This is a genomic window from Vulcanococcus sp. DEBay_Sum22DG08_74 (assembly GCF_017852955.1).
Taxonomy (GTDB): domain Bacteria; phylum Cyanobacteriota; class Cyanobacteriia; order PCC-6307; family Cyanobiaceae; genus Vulcanococcus.
In genome coordinates this window covers 1-16,151 of sequence record NZ_JAFMKL010000033.1, presented here as the reverse complement: position 1 = coordinate 16,151, position 16,151 = coordinate 1, and the positions used below count along the sequence as shown (strand labels likewise).

The 16,151-nt window shown below is 62.7% G+C and carries 25 protein-coding genes and 1 riboswitch; of the genes, 11 read left to right on the top strand and 14 right to left on the bottom strand.

The features are described 5' to 3' along the window. Positions 1-58 precede the first annotated feature (58 nt). Positions 59-712, top strand: a complete 654-nt coding sequence (locus QZ184_RS05595) for a C-terminal helicase domain-containing protein (protein WP_296414982.1) — start codon at positions 59-61, stop codon at positions 710-712. 384 nt (positions 713-1,096) lie between these two features. Here QZ184_RS05595 and QZ184_RS05590 read toward each other — a convergent pair whose 3' ends face one another. The 3 genes from QZ184_RS05590 to QZ184_RS05580 all read right to left on the bottom strand — a co-directional run bounded on the left by QZ184_RS05590 (position 1,097) and on the right by QZ184_RS05580 (position 2,571). Beyond that, positions 1,097-1,462, bottom strand: coding sequence for an AbrB family transcriptional regulator (locus QZ184_RS05590; RefSeq protein ID WP_296414980.1), 366 nt, complete (start codon positions 1,460-1,462; stop codon positions 1,097-1,099). Positions 1,463-1,632: 170 nt separating this feature from the next. After that, positions 1,633-1,800, bottom strand: coding sequence for a hypothetical protein (locus tag QZ184_RS05585; RefSeq protein ID WP_164498767.1), 168 nt, complete (start codon positions 1,798-1,800; stop codon positions 1,633-1,635). Between the two features lie 63 nt (positions 1,801-1,863). Beyond that, positions 1,864-2,571, bottom strand: a complete 708-nt coding sequence (locus QZ184_RS05580) for a papain-like cysteine protease family protein (RefSeq protein ID WP_206338383.1) — start codon at positions 2,569-2,571, stop codon at positions 1,864-1,866. Positions 2,572-2,605: 34 nt separating this feature from the next. Between QZ184_RS05580 and QZ184_RS05575 the strand changes: the two genes are divergently transcribed. From QZ184_RS05575 to QZ184_RS05555, 5 genes are all read left to right on the top strand, one after another. Then, on the top strand, positions 2,606-2,938 hold the full coding sequence (locus tag QZ184_RS05575) for a hypothetical protein (protein WP_240789399.1): 333 nt from the start codon (positions 2,606-2,608) through the stop codon (positions 2,936-2,938). 511 nt (positions 2,939-3,449) lie between these two features. Then, positions 3,450-3,938: a DUF3828 domain-containing protein gene (locus QZ184_RS05570; RefSeq protein ID WP_296418515.1), complete on the top strand. Its 489-nt coding sequence runs from the start codon at positions 3,450-3,452 to the stop codon at positions 3,936-3,938. After that, the gene (locus QZ184_RS05565; RefSeq protein ID WP_296418513.1) at positions 3,935-4,531 is read left to right on the top strand and encodes a nucleoside kinase; all 597 of its coding nucleotides are present in this window, start codon (positions 3,935-3,937) and stop codon (positions 4,529-4,531) included. The genes QZ184_RS05570 and QZ184_RS05565 overlap by 4 nt, the downstream gene beginning before the upstream one ends. Beyond that, the gene (locus tag QZ184_RS05560; protein WP_296414967.1) at positions 4,528-5,178 is read left to right on the top strand and encodes an alpha/beta family hydrolase; all 651 of its coding nucleotides are present in this window, start codon (positions 4,528-4,530) and stop codon (positions 5,176-5,178) included. The genes QZ184_RS05565 and QZ184_RS05560 overlap by 4 nt, the downstream gene beginning before the upstream one ends. Before the next feature lie 64 nt (positions 5,179-5,242). After that, positions 5,243-5,422, top strand: a complete 180-nt coding sequence (locus QZ184_RS05555) for a hypothetical protein (protein WP_296414965.1) — start codon at positions 5,243-5,245, stop codon at positions 5,420-5,422. Here the strand turns inward: QZ184_RS05555 and rpaB are convergent. Continuing rightward, positions 5,412-6,173 carry a response regulator transcription factor RpaB gene (rpaB, locus tag QZ184_RS05550; protein WP_296414964.1) on the bottom strand — a complete coding sequence of 254 codons (762 nt, stop codon included), beginning with the start codon at positions 6,171-6,173 and terminating at the stop codon, positions 5,412-5,414. The two genes, QZ184_RS05555 and rpaB, sit on opposite strands and share 11 nt — an antisense overlap. Before the next feature lie 110 nt (positions 6,174-6,283). After that, positions 6,284-6,616: a hypothetical protein gene (locus QZ184_RS05545; RefSeq protein WP_296414962.1), complete on the bottom strand. Its 333-nt coding sequence runs from the start codon at positions 6,614-6,616 to the stop codon at positions 6,284-6,286. 153 nt (positions 6,617-6,769) lie between these two features. Between QZ184_RS05545 and QZ184_RS05540 the strand changes: the two genes are divergently transcribed. Continuing rightward, positions 6,770-7,360, top strand: a complete 591-nt coding sequence (locus QZ184_RS05540; protein ID WP_010316955.1) for a peroxiredoxin — start codon at positions 6,770-6,772, stop codon at positions 7,358-7,360. A 50-nt stretch (positions 7,361-7,410) separates the two neighbouring features. On the opposite strand, the gene QZ184_RS05535 is transcribed toward QZ184_RS05540, so the two are convergent. Genes QZ184_RS05535 through purS form a run of 3 tightly spaced genes read right to left on the bottom strand, consistent with a single transcriptional unit; the run spans position 7,411 to position 9,299 of the window. After that, a complete protein-coding gene (locus QZ184_RS05535; protein ID WP_296418511.1) occupies positions 7,411-8,376 on the bottom strand; it encodes an LD-carboxypeptidase in 966 nt (321 codons plus the stop codon). Continuing rightward, the gene (gene purQ, locus QZ184_RS05530; RefSeq protein ID WP_010316953.1) at positions 8,373-9,026 is read right to left on the bottom strand and encodes a phosphoribosylformylglycinamidine synthase subunit PurQ; all 654 of its coding nucleotides are present in this window, start codon (positions 9,024-9,026) and stop codon (positions 8,373-8,375) included. Before purQ ends, QZ184_RS05535 begins: the two co-directional genes overlap by 4 nt. A gap of 3 nt (positions 9,027-9,029) precedes the next feature. Beyond that, the gene (purS, locus tag QZ184_RS05525; RefSeq protein ID WP_010316952.1) at positions 9,030-9,299 is read right to left on the bottom strand and encodes a phosphoribosylformylglycinamidine synthase subunit PurS; all 270 of its coding nucleotides are present in this window, start codon (positions 9,297-9,299) and stop codon (positions 9,030-9,032) included. Positions 9,300-9,391: 92 nt separating this feature from the next. Here purS and QZ184_RS05520 point away from each other — a divergent pair, with 92 nt between their 5' ends. Further along, positions 9,392-9,724, top strand: coding sequence for a hypothetical protein (locus QZ184_RS05520; protein WP_296414954.1), 333 nt, complete (start codon positions 9,392-9,394; stop codon positions 9,722-9,724). Here QZ184_RS05520 and cobW read toward each other — a convergent pair. From cobW to QZ184_RS05505, 3 genes are all read right to left on the bottom strand, one after another. After that, entirely contained in the window at positions 9,721-10,791 is a 1,071-nt protein-coding gene (cobW, locus tag QZ184_RS05515) for a cobalamin biosynthesis protein CobW (RefSeq protein WP_296418510.1), read from the bottom strand. The genes QZ184_RS05520 and cobW overlap by 4 nt on opposite strands. Before the next feature lie 2 nt (positions 10,792-10,793). Further along, positions 10,794-11,384 (bottom strand): HupE/UreJ family protein, encoded by a 591-nt coding sequence (locus QZ184_RS05510; RefSeq protein WP_010316949.1) that lies wholly within the window; start codon positions 11,382-11,384, stop codon positions 10,794-10,796. Positions 11,385-11,408: 24 nt separating this feature from the next. Then, a riboswitch (cobalamin riboswitch) is annotated at positions 11,409-11,557 on the bottom strand. Positions 11,558-11,562: 5 nt separating this feature from the next. Next, positions 11,563-12,099 carry a pentapeptide repeat-containing protein gene (locus tag QZ184_RS05505; RefSeq protein WP_296414947.1) on the bottom strand — a complete coding sequence of 179 codons (537 nt, stop codon included), beginning with the start codon at positions 12,097-12,099 and terminating at the stop codon, positions 11,563-11,565. Between the two features lie 55 nt (positions 12,100-12,154). Between QZ184_RS05505 and upp the strand changes: the two genes are divergently transcribed. From upp to ilvD, 3 genes are read left to right on the top strand one after another with little or no spacing between them, the layout of a single operon-like run. Continuing rightward, on the top strand, positions 12,155-12,826 hold the full coding sequence (gene upp, locus QZ184_RS05500) for a uracil phosphoribosyltransferase (protein ID WP_296414942.1): 672 nt from the start codon (positions 12,155-12,157) through the stop codon (positions 12,824-12,826). Positions 12,827-12,851: 25 nt separating this feature from the next. Further along, the gene (locus QZ184_RS05495; protein WP_247478349.1) at positions 12,852-13,148 is read left to right on the top strand and encodes a hypothetical protein; all 297 of its coding nucleotides are present in this window, start codon (positions 12,852-12,854) and stop codon (positions 13,146-13,148) included. Between the two features lie 42 nt (positions 13,149-13,190). Beyond that, a complete protein-coding gene (gene ilvD / locus QZ184_RS05490; RefSeq protein ID WP_010316941.1) occupies positions 13,191-14,867 on the top strand; it encodes a dihydroxy-acid dehydratase in 1,677 nt (558 codons plus the stop codon). Here ilvD and QZ184_RS05485 read toward each other — a convergent pair. The 3 genes from QZ184_RS05485 to QZ184_RS05475 all read right to left on the bottom strand — a co-directional run. Further along, positions 14,864-15,247 (bottom strand): hypothetical protein, encoded by a 384-nt coding sequence (locus QZ184_RS05485; protein ID WP_010316940.1) that lies wholly within the window; start codon positions 15,245-15,247, stop codon positions 14,864-14,866. The two genes, ilvD and QZ184_RS05485, sit on opposite strands and share 4 nt — an antisense overlap. Before the next feature lie 2 nt (positions 15,248-15,249). Beyond that, positions 15,250-15,801: a CIA30 family protein gene (locus tag QZ184_RS05480; RefSeq protein WP_247478343.1), complete on the bottom strand. Its 552-nt coding sequence runs from the start codon at positions 15,799-15,801 to the stop codon at positions 15,250-15,252. A 23-nt stretch (positions 15,802-15,824) separates the two neighbouring features. Beyond that, a partial coding sequence (locus tag QZ184_RS05475) for a 6-phosphogluconolactonase (RefSeq protein WP_296414935.1) occupies positions 15,825-16,151 on the bottom strand: 327 nt, incomplete at its 5' end.

The following is a 16,151-nucleotide window of genomic DNA, read 5'->3' as shown; positions in this document are numbered from 1 at the left end:
ACTCGAGCCGGTCGCTGAGGCCGTGCCCTAGGCGGGACAGGGCAGAGCGGCCGCCGCCGTGGTGCCGCCAGACCGCGGGGTCTTCCTCTCCACCAGTTGGCGGATGGAGCCCTCGATCACCGCTGTTGTCTCGGAGCTCTTCTATGACGGGCGCCTTGAGGCGAGCCGTGGCAACGCCGCCAACGCCATCCAGTGGGCCAGACCTTGCCTGTCTGCATCTGGGCGTTCCCTACCTGATCGCGGCTTGGTGTTTGAACCGGTGCACCACAGCGGCTGCAGCGTGACCAGTGAGGCCGAGATCGAGCGGATCGATCAGATCGTGTCTGCACTGCTTGGTGGGTCGTACACCCATGCCAAGGGCAGCGGCACGCTCAGCTCAGAAGAGATCCTGGTGATCGCCCCTTACAACGTGCAGGTGAACCGCCTGCGCCAGCGCCTAGACGGCAAAGCCAGGGTGGGCACGGTGGACAAGTTCCAAGGGCAGGAGGCACCGGTTGCGATCCTCTCGCTGACAGCCAGTAGCGGTGACGATGCTCCACGGGGTCTGGGCTTTCTGCTCTCGCCAAACCGCCTGAATGTGGCGATCAGCCGGGCCCAGTGCCTCTCGATCGTGGTGGGCTCCCCTGGATTGACGAGCGGCTTGGCGAACACGATCGAAGAAGCGGAGCAGATCAACCGGTTGTGCCGGATTATTCAACGCAGCGGATCATGACCATCAGGAAGCTCATCTGCGAACCCGTTCTGGGGGCGCTTCTACCCCTGGGACTCATCGTTTCTCTGGGCCCAGTCGCGATAGCCCAGCAACCGGTCCAACCCCTCACAAAAGTGGGAGGGTGCCCGCTCGGCTACTACAGCTCCGGCAGCTACTGCGTGCCCTCGAAGAGCGGGAATACCCGCGGAGCATTGGAGAAAACCGGCAACAGCTGCCCGCTGGGTTTCTACAGCTCAGGCAATTACTGCGTCAGCAGCCCAAGCAACAACCGGGAGGCGATCCAGAAGCAGGGAAACTCTTGCCCGTTGGGTTGGTACAGCTCTGGCAGCTACTGCGTGAAGAGCCGCTGACGGATCCAGCGGCAATCATTCGCAGCGGAGAGGATCAATCCTCTTCTTCGGCACCACCCGCTGGGATCAGCTTGATCTGCTTCCGACCTAGTTTGATCTCAAACTCATCTCCAGGCTTGAGATCGAGCATGGCGGTGTAGGCCTTGCCGATCATGAGATTGCCATTGAATTGAACACGGGTTGTGTAGCTGAGCTTGCGGCCACCTTTGCCCCGGCCGGCGCCGTCGTTGCCGAGGCTGAGGCCCTTGGCTTCCAGCAGGGCCTCATAGAAGGCGGTGAAGTTCAGACGCTCACCGCCATCCTTCTTGGTGCTCACGTATCCGCAGCTCCGCACCACATCGGATTTGGAGACATCGCCCAGCTCTTTGACTTTGGCGAGCAGATCAGAGCCGGTGAGCATTGGCAGAGATAAGACTTAAGCAGTAGCTATCGCCCCGCAAGGCATAGCAGTGAGCTCAGATCGCTGATTGCAACCATCAAAAAAGGAGGCCTCCTCAGACCTCCTTAAGCGTGCAGTAGTCATCCTCTGCAATGTGGCGGTTCTAACGCCTCTGGCCATGGATTGCCAGCTCAGATCTCCTGGAGCAAGCGCTCGAGCCGCACCAGTTGATAGCGGTTGGCTTCTGAGGGAACAGCGCTATACATCGCCCAGCATTGGCGCAGCTGCGCTTCCAGGCCCTGGCGCACGTGGTGGTGGCTGTGCAGCGAGATTGTGGCGGCGGTTGGGGTGAAGGTCATCGCGAAGGTTCGGGCAACTGTTCAAAGGGTTCCCCGCCCTGTCCCCGCAGGTCCATGCAGCGATCAATTCGCCGGGCTGAGTTGAATCCACCAGCCGCTACCCGGGCCCTCCACTTGCCAGCGGGGGCTCCAGTTGCGCTCGGAATAGCGCAGGGCCTGACCGCTACCAATGGCTGTACTCACATAGCCGCCCTCGGCAAGGGCGGCCTCGCCATTGGGGTCATGCATCAGCAGTTGCCTTGAGGCCGGATCCCACCCCACGACAACACTCCAGTGGCCGCCGCCACGCGGTGCGCTGACCGGACCGCGATGCAGCCAGCCGACAGGACAGGGGAGCCCGCGCCTGAGCTGATGCAGTAGATCCTCGATTGCACCGTCCTGACGAAAGCGCGCCCGCAGGCCCAGGGAGCCGAGGGCCGCAATCTGAGCGCTGGCATCGGTGCTGTCGCCATAGCGCTGAACCAACCGGAGGTACTGGTCATCGACTTGCCCTTGCCCTGCCAAGCAACCCGGCTTGAGGAAGGCAGCGGCCATGGCACAACTCGAGGAGAAACACATCCGCCGGCCCTGATCGGTGGCGCTGTCGTTCTGGCTCAGGTAGGGAACGGGCAGCTGGATCAGCCCTGGTGTCAGCCCGCCTCGGTAGCGAGCGGCGAACCTCTCCAGCTGCTCCGGAGTGAGGCTGTCCTGCAGCAGAACCCAGGCCTCGCACTGATGCGGCAGTTCTTGGAAATGACGGACCGCTGAGAGCAGCTGGATCGGTTCAGACAAGGCGCGCGGAGCAGACGGCCCTGAAGGGTTCCGGATGCAGCGCTCGGAACCCTTCGTTCTCCAGGGTCTCCAGCAGATGAACTCACGCCGGCTAGTGGTTTGGATCTCCGCCGGAATCCTTAGCTTTCAGGGCGCCACCTTGGCCTTCGATCTCCTCAACTGCACGGCCCTGAGTTGGCTCTACGTGCGAAGCAATGGCTTGCCAGCGCTCGAGCAACAGCAGAACATCCCTCCAGAGGCACCCGTTTCGGCCTTCTGCAGTCGCCCCCAGGACCGGATTGATGAGGCCGTCAGCCAGGGCCTGAGCATCCTGGCGGGCCTAGCCCTTGGGAGCTCCGTGGGCGGGCGGGGTGAAGGCCGGCACTGAGTAGCAAGTAGTTGCCAATAGCCTCCGGCAGCCGCAGTCAACCGATGAAGAGTGACTCAAGTCGCCAGTGGATCTGTACACGCCAGATGGCCGAGCTTCTCAGCCTCCACCGTGTGACTCTCCAACGGTTGAAGTCAGCCGGTTACTTCCGCCAAGGACATCATTTCCGGAAGGCCAATCCACTGGCTCCGCGCTCAAACACGCTCTGGCATGAACAGCGCGTCCTGATGCGTCTGCAGGCCGAATAAAAGCCAGATCCGACAGCAATGAGACAGCGTTGAGACCGTGTTTCTAATTATCAAGATCTGGCAAACGTGCAAAGTCCCGTGCAAAGTCCTCCAGGCCACCCCAGTGATAGCAAGGGATTACGACCAAGTTCTCGAGATTCATAACCCCAAGGTCGGGAGTTCAAGTCTCCCCCGAGCCATCGCTTATTGCCTCGCTTCGGCGGGGCTTTTTGCTGTCTGCGTTCACTCCACGCCTAGGGTCTGGCCAGTTAAACCGGGGAGTGATGCAGGCATTCCGACAGGTCTTGCCGTTCTTGGCCTGCGTGGCGCTGGCGCCTTCCAGCGCACTGGCCTGCAGCTGCTCACCGGCCATCGAGACGCCCATCACTCAGCTGTATCGCTGGCAAATCGGACGGCAGGACACACCGGGGCGCCCTGAGCTGAAGTCCATCCAAAACCTTCTCAGCCCAGCGTTGTACCAGGACTTGAGCGCTGCCTATCAGCTCAACCCAGGTGAGGGGCGTGGCTATTTGGATTTCGATCCCTTCAGTGGCACGCAGGTTTACACCCACAACGTGCTCGTGGTGGGCTGCAGCGGCGACAGTGCCGATGTCGCGGTGTTTACGGGTCTGAAAGGACGTCTCTCCGAGACTCCACAACGGCTCTCTCTGCAGATGCAGCAGACCGCCGATGGATCATGGGTGGTGGGTGATGTCAGCTACCCCAGTGGGTTCCAGCTGAGCAGTGTTCTCTCTGGCTTGTTGAAGCAGTGATCCCTCTTCTCTGTCTCTGCGGCCCGTCCGCTGCCGGGAAAACCAGCATGACGCGAGCCCTGCAGGACCTTCTGGAGAGTGACGGCATCAGGGTGTTGCCACTGTCCTGTGATGACTACTACTGGCACGAATGGACCCCGGATGCGGTCTACGGCTACGACACCCCTGCCGGAATTGATGCCGAGGCTCTGCTTGCTGATCTGGAGCAGCTCTGCAGGGGGGACGCCACCAGCCTTCGCCGCTACGACATGGTCAGCCACCAGGCCCGGCACGAGCCTTTGATTCAGGCCTATGACCTGATTGTTCTCGAGGGGGCCTTTGGTCCCCAGCTCCTGCTGGAGGAGCCGCTGCTGCGATCGATGGTCTATCTGGAGCTCACGATGCCGCTGCGCCTCTGGCGACGCCTACTGCGTGATCGCCGTGAACGCGGGCATTCCTTGGCCTATGTGATTCGGCAGACCGTGCTGGAGACGCTGCCCGGGGAAAGGGAATTCATTCTTCCCTTGAAACCGCAAGCCGACCTGGTCATCCAAAACAGCATGGCAGGCCTTGCGACACTGACGGAACACGCCCGCTCCCTCCTGGTGCCATGACCCGTGACGATGGAGCGAGGCTGATCAATGGACCCGAGACGGCCAACACCACACTCCTTCTTGCCCACGGTGCAGGCGCACCGATGGATAGCCCCTGGATGAACACCGTGGCCGAAGGCATCGGCAATTGCGGTGTTCGGGTGGTGCGCTTCGAGTTCCCCTACATGCAGCGAAGTCGGGAGCTGGGTCGACGTTGTGGACCAGATCGACTCCCCAAACTCCTTGATGCCTACCGCGAGGAGGTAATCAGCGAACAACAGCGGCAAGGTGGCGCCAATCTGTTCATCGCTGGGAAGTCCCTCGGAGGGCGCATCGCCAGCCTGCTCATCGACACGCTGAGCGACGTCCAGGGTTGCCTGTGCCTTGGCTATCCCTTCCATCCCCCAGGACAACCAGAGTCATTGCGCACCGACCATCTCGAGGTCATGCACTCCCCGTGCCTCATTCTCCAGGGGGAACGGGACAGCTTTGGACGCCGTGAGGAAGTGGAGCGCTATCCACTGGCCGCGTCGGTGGAGTTGACCTGGTTGCAGAGCGGAGATCACAGCTTCAAGCCCACCAAGGCCTCCGGACTCACTGAGTCAGACAACTTGCAGGCCGCCATCGACCACTGTCAGCACTTCATGACCCATCACCAGCGCGGGTAGCCCAGGCAACGGAAGAACGAGGGCAGTGTGGCCAACACTTATGGAGCCAACACGGCCACAGAAAATGCGCGAGGTCGTCTTTCGCGTTTCCTGCTCAGCTGAAAACCTGCAAGCCCAAAGTGAGCAACCGCAGCTGAGCATTCGCTCCAGCAACCTTGAGGAACTGCACTACGCAGCTCGCGATGCGTTGATGGACCACTTCGGCCCCAGCCATGGGGCCTATCGGGTTCGCTTTACGCGCTGACGGTCTCGAGCGCCTGGGGGATGCGCTGGAACATGTAGCCCAATCCCCGAGCGGTAAGGATCAGTTCCGGGTTTTCGGGATCATCCTCGAGCTTGGCCCGCAGCCGGGAGATGTGCACATCCACCACTCGGCTGTCGGAGGAGCGCTCGGGCTTGTAGCCCCAGACTTTCTCCAGCATGTCCAGGCGACTGATCGGTTCGCCAGACCGGCTAAGCAGAAGCTCAAGCAGGTTGAACTCCATGCCGGTCAGTCGGATGCGCTCATCGCCCCGATGGGCCTGACGCTTGTTGAAGTCGATGCTGAGGTCACCCACGACCACCACATGGGCCGTGCGGCCGGGCCCGGCCACCCCATTGGCCTGAACAGAGCTGACACGCCGCATGACGCAGCGAATTCGCGCCTCCAGCTCCTTCGGGCTGAAAGGTTTCACCATGTAGTCGTCGGCGCCAAGCTGCAGACCCGTGATCCGGTCTGCCACATCGCCGAGGGCGGTCAACAGGATGATCGGGACCTCCGACTGGGCACGAATGCGCTCGGTCACGGCAAAACCGTCGAGCTCCGGCATCATCACGTCGAGAACCACGACATCCGGTTCTGATGCGCGGAAATGCTCGAGTGCCTGGGCTCCGTTCTCGGCAAGGGTCACTTCGTGACCAAGCATCACCAGGCGGGTCTCAAGGATTCGACGAATGTTCTCTTCGTCATCTGCGACCAGGATCTTGAGGGGAGCGGTCGTCGTCGCTTCAGTCATCAAGAGGGGATCAGATGCTGTTCTGAATCAACGAATAGCCGAGTGGGTTCCCGTTTATGAAGGAACAACAGGCTTTGTAACGAAGCCGCAGCGGGACTGTCCCTGACTGCTTAGTTCTCCTGTTCTGTGAAGGCATCCAGCAGAACGGGCACCGTCACGATCGGGTCAAAGCTCGTAATCGCAGGCTGCGGAGTGGGCTCGGCCTGACGGCGGAAACGATTCGAACTGGTCCGACTGGGGGCCGGCGAGCTCGCCTGAGGGGAGGCGCTTGGTTGGTCCGCCTCGGAGCGGCGACGGATTGGATTACGCCGGGTCGCCTCTGGACGGGTCGTGGACAGTGGCCGCTGGATCGGTTGGTCCTTCAACTCCCCGCGGAGCTGGTTCAGTAGCCGAAAATGGCCGGTGGTGTTGTATTTCCGCAGCAGCGACGGATCCCAAGCCATTAGCGCTGGTCTGTAAGACCCTCAGCCTATTGGGCAGCGCGGGTGCAGGAGAAGCGTGATAAATTGTTGCGGTGACAACTGGAAGTCGATCCGGGTTCGGGTTAACCGAAACGTTGGGTCTAATCCCTGTCTCCACCAATCATTTCACGGATTATGTCGAGGCTCGTCGGTCTTCAGGCTCCTGACTTCACCGCCACTGCAGTGGTCGATCAGGAATTCAAGGAGGTGACCCTCTCCTCATACCGCGGCAAGTACGTGGTGCTGTTCTTCTACCCCCTGGATTTCACCTTCGTCTGCCCGACGGAGATCACGGCCTTCTCCGATCGCTACAGCGAGTTCTCCAGCCGTAACTGTGAAGTCCTGGGCGTCTCCGTGGACAGCCAGTTCTCTCACCTCGCCTGGGTGCAGACCGACCGTAAGAACGGTGGTCTCGGCGACATCGCCTATCCCCTGGTCGCTGACCTGAAGAAGGACATCGCCCGTTCCTACGAGGTGCTGGACGAGGAAGCCGGTGTGGCCCTGCGCGGTCTGTTCATCATCGATCCCGATGGTGTGATCATGCAGAGCACCATCAACAACCTGCCCGTCGGCCGCAGCGTTGACGAGACCCTGCGTCTGCTCCAGGCCTTCCAGCACATCCGCAACCACCCCGACGAGGTCTGCCCCGCCAACTGGACCCCTGGCGAGAAGACCATGAACCCCGATCCCGTGAAGAGCAAGGAGTTCTTCGCTGCTGTGAACTGATCCCCAGTTCCCATCGATCTACGGGGGCCGAGAGGCCCCCTTTTTTATGTTCAATCAGGGGCTGCCAGGCTCAGTTCCCCTGTCGCACCGTCCAACTGCGCTGGAACGCCGAGGGGAAGTGCCATGTTGGGCCGCCCGTGGCCGACTGGTAGCTGATGCACCAGCGGGATACCCAAGTTGCCGAGCCGCTCCTCGAGGATCTCCTCCATTGAGAAGTCCCCTGGCAAGACATCGTCCTCAGCCCAGCTGAAGCGCCCTAGGCCAATCCCCCGCACACCATCGAGCAACCCTGAGCTGCGCCACTGCGTGAGCTGCCGATCGACGCGATAGGGAGCTTCACCGGTGTCCTCCAGCACCAAGATCTTGTCCCGCAGGGCGGGAAGCCAAGGCGTACCGATCAAGCTCGTGGCAATGGTGAGGTTGCTCACCACCAGTGCTCCGCGGGCGATGCCTGGCCGTAGACGCCGGCCCTGAAGGGATGCCACAGGCCTCCCCTTGAGCAGAGAAGACAGGCGTTCCCACTGAAGGTCCGATCCGCCAAACCAGCCATGCACCCCACCGCAACTGCCTGCGGCGAGTTGGGCGAGGAGCACCGCTGAGCAATCTGAAAACCCAACACACCAGCGTGGGGTGGCCGGGATGGACCAGCCCTGCTCGAGCACGCGTGCACTGCCCCAGCCCGCCCCGACCAAGAACAGTGCATCAATGGAGGGATCGAGCCAGGCCTGCCGCAGGGAGGAGGCGCGCTGCTCATCCGTCCCGGAGAACCAACGCCACTGGCCCAAGAGTTCAGGCGGAGTGAGAAGCCTCCAACCCTCCTGCCGGCAGCGCCGCCGCAGGAGCTCCAACGTCGGATCCTCTCGCTCAAGCCAGGTGCCTGGTGCGAGCGCTGCAATCCGTGCTCCCGGCTTCAACGGTGCCGGGCCGCGCTGCGTCGCTGCTCGGGAGCGGGCAGCCAGGGGAACCGCTGCCGCTAGTGCCCCAAGGAGCAGCTCACGGCGGCGCCAGGGTTTCATCCCAACAGGCTGGCCAACAGACGGCGTCCATCGACCCCACCGGTCGCTGGGTCACAGGCCCGTTCGGGGTGGGGCATCAGGCCGAGCACATTGCCCTGGGCATTGGTCAGGCCAGCCACGTCGGCGACGGAGCCGTTGGGATTCCGGCAGTAGCGCAGCACCACCTGGCCTTGGTCCTCAAGGGCCTTGAGGTCATCGGGAGCGGCCTGGTAGCGCCCCTCTCCATGGGCGATAGGGAAATTCACCACCTCGCCGCTGCTGTAGCCCTGCAGCCAGCTGCACTGGCCCGGCTCAACGCGAAGATCCGTGGGCTCGCAGATGAAGTGGAGTTTCTGGTTACGGGTCAGGGCGCCTGGCAAGAGGCCCATCTCGGTCAGCACCTGGAAGCCATTGCAGATTCCCAGCACGCGACCGCCGCGCTTCGCGAAGGCCGCGACTTCCTCCAGCACAGGGGCGAAGCGCGCAATCGCTCCGCAGCGCAGGTAGTCGCCGTAGCTGAATCCGCCTGGAATCACCACGGCATCAAGACCACTCAGATCCCGCTCCTCATGCCAGAGGAAGCGGGTTTCGATGCCCAAACAGCCCTGGGCTGCCCACTGGACATCCCGGTCACAGTTTGAGCCGGGAAAAACAACGACACCAAGGGTCATGGCTCAGGCTCCAGCGCTGGAGTCGTCCTTGAGCTCGAGGGTCCAGTCCTCGATCACGGGATTGGCCAACAACCGGTCACTCAACAGCTCCAACTGCTGACGGGCGGTCTGGGCGTCAGGAGCCTCAAGCTCCACCTCCACGGCCTTACCGATCCGCAATTTGCCGATGCCATCGACACCCAGGCGTGAGGCAGCGGCTCGGGTGGCTTCACCAGCGGGATCGAGCACGGAGGGCCTCAGGGAGACCAACACACGGGCAGAGAAGACGGGCACCTGAGCTCTAGGTGGGGTTTGTTAAATCTTGGCAGGCCGGCTGACGCTGGACCCGGCTGTGGTCAGGTTGGAGGGGGTCCTAAGGGGTCGCCGTGGATCGCTTGCCGCTGCTGACTGGGCTGCTGACAGCCTGGGCACTCCTCACCACCCAGGTCGCCAAAGGGGAGGAACCCTTTTCGCTTCCGCTCGAATGCCAGCTCGAATCGGCCCGTTGGCAGCCCTGCACGCTGACCGTTGAACGGCTCGGGGAGCACTGGTGGCTCCAGGTCGGTGGGCGCCGACTGGACTTTCACCACGATGGACGGGGACAGATCGAACTTCAGGAGGCGGCAAGAGAGCCCCGGCTTGTTCAGCCCCACTGGAGATCTGAGCAGGCCCTCTGCTGGGGGGGCATCTGCGCCAAAGGAGCCTTGCCGCTGGACTAGCCCAGACCGGCGATCAACTGATCCTTCAGGGCTGAACCCTTGAGGGACAGGCCCAGGGCGACAAGCTCCAGACCGTCGTCGTTGGGGCGCTCCAGCCGCGAACCGCTGTCAAACCAACACTCCAGACGCGGGCCAACCGCCTGGATCTGCAGCGGGTGGGTTTTACCAGGAAGCCAAGCCCGTCCTTTGAGACGCAGCAGGCCTTGGTCTGTAATGCAAGCCGGCAACAGGGCTTCGAGCTGGGCTTTGCTGGTCACTCCCTGCCACTGGAAGGCAACCGACTCCATCGCCACGTGGGTGTGGTCATGGTGATCGTGGTCGTGGTCGTGGTCGTGGTCGTGGTCGTGGTGATGATCGTCGTCGTGTTCGGGGCGATCGAGTCCCATCAGCAGAGCCGCTGGGACGTCGCCGCGGGCCATGGGCAGAACAGACACGCCGCTGCGGACCTGGTCGCTCAAGCGGCGGCGGAGACGGTCGACGGCCTCCTCGCTTAAACAATCCGCCCGGCTCATCAGCACGAGATCGGCGGCCTCGAGCTGATCGTCGAAGAGCGCGTTGATGTCACTGAGGTGATCCAGGCTTGGATCGGCCTGTCGTTGGGCCTCGAGGGCACTGGGATCGGCAACGACACTTCCGCCACTCAATGCCTCACCGTCGACAACGGTCACCACGCCCGTCACACGGGTCTTGGTGCGAATCTCAGGCCAGCGGAAGGCCTGCACCAGGGGCACGGGCAGGGCGAGGCCACTGGTTTCGACGACGATTCCATCGAGTTGGTCAGCGCGCTGCAGCAACTGCTGCATGACCGGCAGAAACTCGTCCTGGACGGTGCAGCAGAGGCAACCGTTGGCCAGCTCAACGACCCGTCCGTCGAGCTCATCCTCAGGGCAAAAGCCGCAGCTGCGAATCAGATCGCCATCGATCCCCACCTCACCAAACTCGTTCACCAGAACGGCAAGCCGCAGGCCACTGGAGACCAGCAGCTGACGCAACAGTGTCGATTTACCAGCGCCAAGAAACCCGGTCACCACCGTGACCGGGAGGCGTGATGCGGGTGCCACAGTCATGGTCAGGCGACGAGCGCGGTCCAGGTGAAGGCGGCGCCGATGCCGACCATCACACCGGCGAGGAGCTGTTTCTGGCTCAGCGGGAGCTCCTGGCTGAAGCGACGCAGGCCAACGAGGGAGAGGGTCAACAGAGCGCCTTGGCTGAGCAACAAACCCAGCAGGTAGAAGGCAATGGGGGTGGACTCCCAGCCAATCACCGAGGCGCTGAGCACATAACCGTGCAGAGCGAAGGCGGGAATCAAGCTGAGGGCAGGAAGACGGCCCACGATCACGAGGCCCTCGACCACCAGGGAGAGGGAGACCAGTGCCTCGGCACCAGGCAGACCGGGCAACCAAAGACCCAGTGCCGTGGCGCTGAGGCCCACCAGCAGCAACGCCATGGTCCAACGCATGGAGCGTTGAAAGCCGACCAGGGCCAGGGCAATCAGAAAGAGCAGATGGTCAGGCCCCAGCAGCGGGTGGGCCAGACCACTGATCAATCCACTCACCGGTGAGGGAACCAGCGCCATGGACTCCATCGGGTGATGGGCCAGAGCTGGCGCGGCAGAGAGGGAAGCCAGCAGGAGCGCAGGGGCCCCGAAACGCTTGAACATCAATAGGACTGGTCCGCGCCAGGTGATTTATGGGAGTGAACCGGCGGGCGTTCTGACTGGAGCCCTGGGGACAGGACTCTTCACAGCTGCGGGACAGCGCCGGAATCACACCGGACTTTCCCCGTTTCCTCCTCGGGCTGATCCCCCGAAGAACCGGAGCACTGAGCCTAAGCGCTGATTAACGACAGGCCAGGCTTTCGCGGGTATCGACACCCGTACGTGGATTGACGCCGCTGGCCCGGGCACAAAGGGCCTTCTGCTGCGGAAGGTCCAGAACCGCGTCGGTGAAGTCCGTGCCTTCGATGACCGCGCCGGTGAACTTGCTGTTCATCAGCATCGCGTTGCGAAAGACCGCACCGCTGAGGTCAGCGTTGTCAAAGCGGGTGGCGAAGGCCACGGCATCCTCGAGATCAGCCGCCGAGAGGTTGGCGTTTTGCAGATTGGCGGTGTTGAACACGGCCCCGCGCAGGTCGGTCTCACTGAGGTCAAACCCCTCCATGGAGGCTTTTAGAAACTCCTGCTGCTGAAGGTTTCGGCCGTGCATGTCCGGTTGCAGGTCCTGAGCGCTGCGCTGACCACGTAGTTCGGGGGCGGTAATCGCCAAGGCCGGGGAGGCGACTGGAAGAACAGAGGCCAGCAGCAGAACAACGCCGAGGGCGAGGGTGCTCAATGAGCGGGCCACGAGCAACTGAATGAGCGCAACGAGGTTCCGCACTGCAGCTTTAACTTGGGCGCTCAAGTTATTGCAGGCGGATACCGGAGCGCGACCGATGAGCAAGACCCTTCGGGTGGTGGTCCCTCCCCATCCCCTCATTGGCCATTGGCTGACCGTGTTGCGGGATCGAGAGACCCCTCAGCCCCTCTTTGCAACGGCCATGGCCGAACTGGGTCGATGGTTGACCTATGAGGCCATGCGGGACTGGATTCCTTACCAGCGGGTGCAGGTGCAGACACCACTGGCCCAGACGGAAGGGACCATCGTTGACGGTTCGATTCCGGTACTGGCTGTGCCCATCCTCCGAGCTGGATTGGGGCTATGGGACGGAGCCAAGTCGGTGATCCCTAGCGCTGCCGTCGCCCACATGGGCCTGCAACGGGATGAGGCCAGCGGTCGCTGCCGGTGTTACTTCAACGGTCTTCCGGAGACCATCCCCGCCAATGCAGGGGTGCTGGTCTTTGAACCCATGGTGGCCACTGCTGGAACGCTCCTGAACGTGCTCGAACAGCTGGAGACCAAGGGGGTGACTGGCCAACGGGTGCGGGTGATCTCAACCCTTGCCGCCAGTCCCGGGTTGAAAACCCTCGGTGAGCGCTACAGCGATCTGACCATCTACACCGGCTGTATCGACGCCGAGTTGGACGATCAGCAGCGCATCGTTCCTGGCTTAGGTGACGCTGGCGACCGTCTGTATGGCAGGCCGCAGTCAGGCTTCGTAGGCTGAGGCAACTTCAAAGCAGGTCCACGCGATGTCCAACCGAGACGGCGGTTCAGGTTCTCTGAGCACCCTCTTGGTTGGTGCTGTGATCGGTGCCGCTGGCTTTGCCTGGTGGCTCTATTCCGAGGCTGAGCGGCGCCAGCAAAACACCCGGCAACAGCGAAGCCTGCGCCTAAGTCGGCTGGCCGATCACGACGATCAAGCCTTTGACCCCAACAGCGACCGCCCGGTGGTCCGGGAGGTTGAACTCCAGGACAAGGTTCAAGAGCTCAACCAAGCGATCGAAGACGTTCGCAGGCAGCTCGAGGGGCTGAGCCCCCAGAGCTGACAGGGCTCCTCGGTAGGTTGCTGGGAAGACAACCCCGCAGCCATGCTTCGCTCCGCCGCGATCACCCAGGGCATTCAGCGCTCCCCCAACCGCGCCATGTTGCGGGCTGTCGGTTTTGGAGACGCTGACTTCAACAAACCGATCATCGGCATCGCCAACGGCTACAGCACGATCACGCCCTGCAACCTGGGCCTCAACGATCTGGCCCGCCGGGCTGAGGATGCGGCTCACGCGGCGGGTGCCATGCCCCAGATGTTCGGGACCATCACCGTGAGTGATGGCATCTCGATGGGCACCGAAGGGATGAAGTATTCCCTGGTGAGCCGCGAGGTGATCGCGGATTCAATCGAGACAGCCGTGAACGGTCAGAGCATGGATGCGCTGCTCGCCATCGGCGGCTGCGACAAAAACATGCCTGGGGCCATGCTGGCCATGGCGCGGATGAATATCCCCTCGATCTTTGTCTACGGCGGCACGATCAAACCCGGAAAGCTCGGCGCCTGCGACCTCACCGTTGTGAGTGCCTTTGAGGCGGTGGGTCAGTTCAGCGGTGGACGGATCGACGAGCAGGAGCTCACGGCCATTGAGAAGAACGCCTGCCCTGGCGCCGGCAGTTGCGGCGGCATGTTCACCGCCAACACGATGAGTGCGGCCTTCGAAACCATGGGCCTGAGCCTGCCCTACAGCTCCACCATGGCTGCCGAAGATCCTGAAAAAGCCGATAGCGCTGCCCGCAGCGCGGAGGTGCTGGCTGAGGCGATCAAGGCCAACATCCTTCCCCGCGATCTGATGACCCGCGAGGCCTTTGAAAACGCCATCAGCGTGATCATGGCCGTCGGCGGCTCCACCAACTCCGTGCTCCACCTCCTGGCCGTGGCCCGCACCGCTGGCGTTGATCTCTCGATCGATGACTTCGAGACCATCCGCCAACGGGTGCCCGTGATCTGCGACCTCAAGCCCAGCGGCCGCTACGTCACCGTGGATCTCCACCAGGCCGGTGGCATCCCCCAGGTGATGAAGCTGCTGCTGGATGCCGGTCTGCTCCACGGCGATTGCAAAACGATCGAGGGCAAAACCCTCAAGCAGGTGCTCGCCGATGTTCCCGCGGTGCCCCCAGCCGGCCAAGACGTGATCCGGCCGCTGAGCAATCCGCTCTACGCCAAGGGACACCTGGCAATCCTCAAGGGCAACCTGGCCGAAGAGGGTGCCGTGGCCAAGATCAGCGGGGTGAAGAATCCGGTGATCACCGGCCCCGCCCGCGTGTTTGAAAGCGAGGAAACCTGCCTGGCCGCCATCCTCGATAAGCAGATCAACCCAGGCGACGTGGTGGTGGTGCGACAGGAGGGTCCCGTGGGTGGCCCCGGCATGCGCGAGATGCTCAGCCCCACCGCCGCGATCGTGGGCCAGGGCTTACTGGATTCCGTGGCCCTGATCACCGATGGACGCTTCTCCGGGGGCTCGTTTGGACTGGTGGTCGGCCATGTGGCGCCCGAGGCGGCCGTGGGCGGAACCATCGGTCTGGTCCAGGAAGGCGACAGCATCACCGTTGATGCCAGCCAACTGCTGATCCAACTCAATGTTGATGACGCCGAACTGGCCGCCCGCCGGGCCGCCTGGAGCAAGCCTGAGCCGAGGTACCGCACCGGTGTTTTGGGTAAGTACGCCCGGCTGGTGAGCTCCAGCAGCAAAGGTGCTGTGACCGACCAGCCTGACCTCTAGGCCTCGCCAGCAATCAAGGCGCGAATACGCCTGCAGAGGGCTTCAAGGGGGGCGCCGGCGCTGGGGCGTTCGCAGCGCTCCCCTGAGTTCGCTTGCATCCAGACGGGATGGCTGCCATGCCAAAGCATGGGTGCCTGTTCATCGGCCACCATGCTGAGCATCAGGTTCAGTTCGTCACCGCTGCGGTAGATCTCCAGCTCGAGATCGCGATCAGGGTGGCGAACCCCATCGGTGTCGCGCGCTTCGATCAAGAGACAGCAATCACTGCAGTCCCCGACGGTGGAGGGCGGTTCGCCACTGAAACGCAGGGCGTGGCGATAGGGCTTCAGGCAGACATCGGCGGCCTTGGCCAATTCGCTCAGGAGGGGTTCGAGGTCCACAGTCAGGCCACGGCTCGGATCGAGCGGAGCAGCAAGCGCAGGGCACCGGGCCGGAAGCCGGGATTACGGCCGCCCATGTCTCCAAATTTGGAATGCAAGATCTGAATTCTGGTCACCCGTGCGGGATCAAAGCGAAGGGGCAGGCCAACGGGGGTGGCCCGAACGCTGGGGGTGAGACGACTAAAGGGAATCGTCACCACAGAGGTGCCGTTGGGCCGGGTGGAGAACTCCGCCACCCAACGCAATCCACCTGGGATCAGTTCCGTGAGGCCGGCCACCCCATCACGGCTGGCCAGGGCCAGCTTGTAGCGGCGACCATCGCCATCGAGTTCGAGCTCGAGGGCTCCGTAGGAGGAGAGATCCAGCGGTGGATCCAGCACCGCTGAGCGGCAGCTCACAAAGCCGCCCCCCTCGGGTTCAACGACGGCCTCCATCAGCAAGCCAGACGCGGTGGAGTGACACTGACCCTGGCTGCGTCCCCCCATGATCGTGTCGTTGAGGGTGTGCCATCCAGGGAAGTCAGCTCCCTGTGCCAGGACCAGTGGCGCAAGCATGGATGCGATCCAAAGCAACGGCGTCAGCCTGCCGCAGTCACACCCGCGAGCGCGGCCTCATCCGCCAGGACAAGAACCTCATTGCGGGGAGTGACCAACTTGGCGGGGGTCCTATCGGGTGATTCACTCGGATCCAGCAGGCGGCTGAGGGCCTGCACCTTCCCTGATCCACTCACCAGAAAGATCACCTGGCGGGCCGCACTCAAAACAGGTGCGGTCAAGGTGATGCGCTCAAGTCCCTTACCGCGACCGACCGTGGTCCACCGATCGGTGATCGTCGGCGCCTCGGTGCCGGGGAACAGGGAGGCCGTATGGCCGTCCTCACCCAAGCCGAGAACCATCAGATCAAA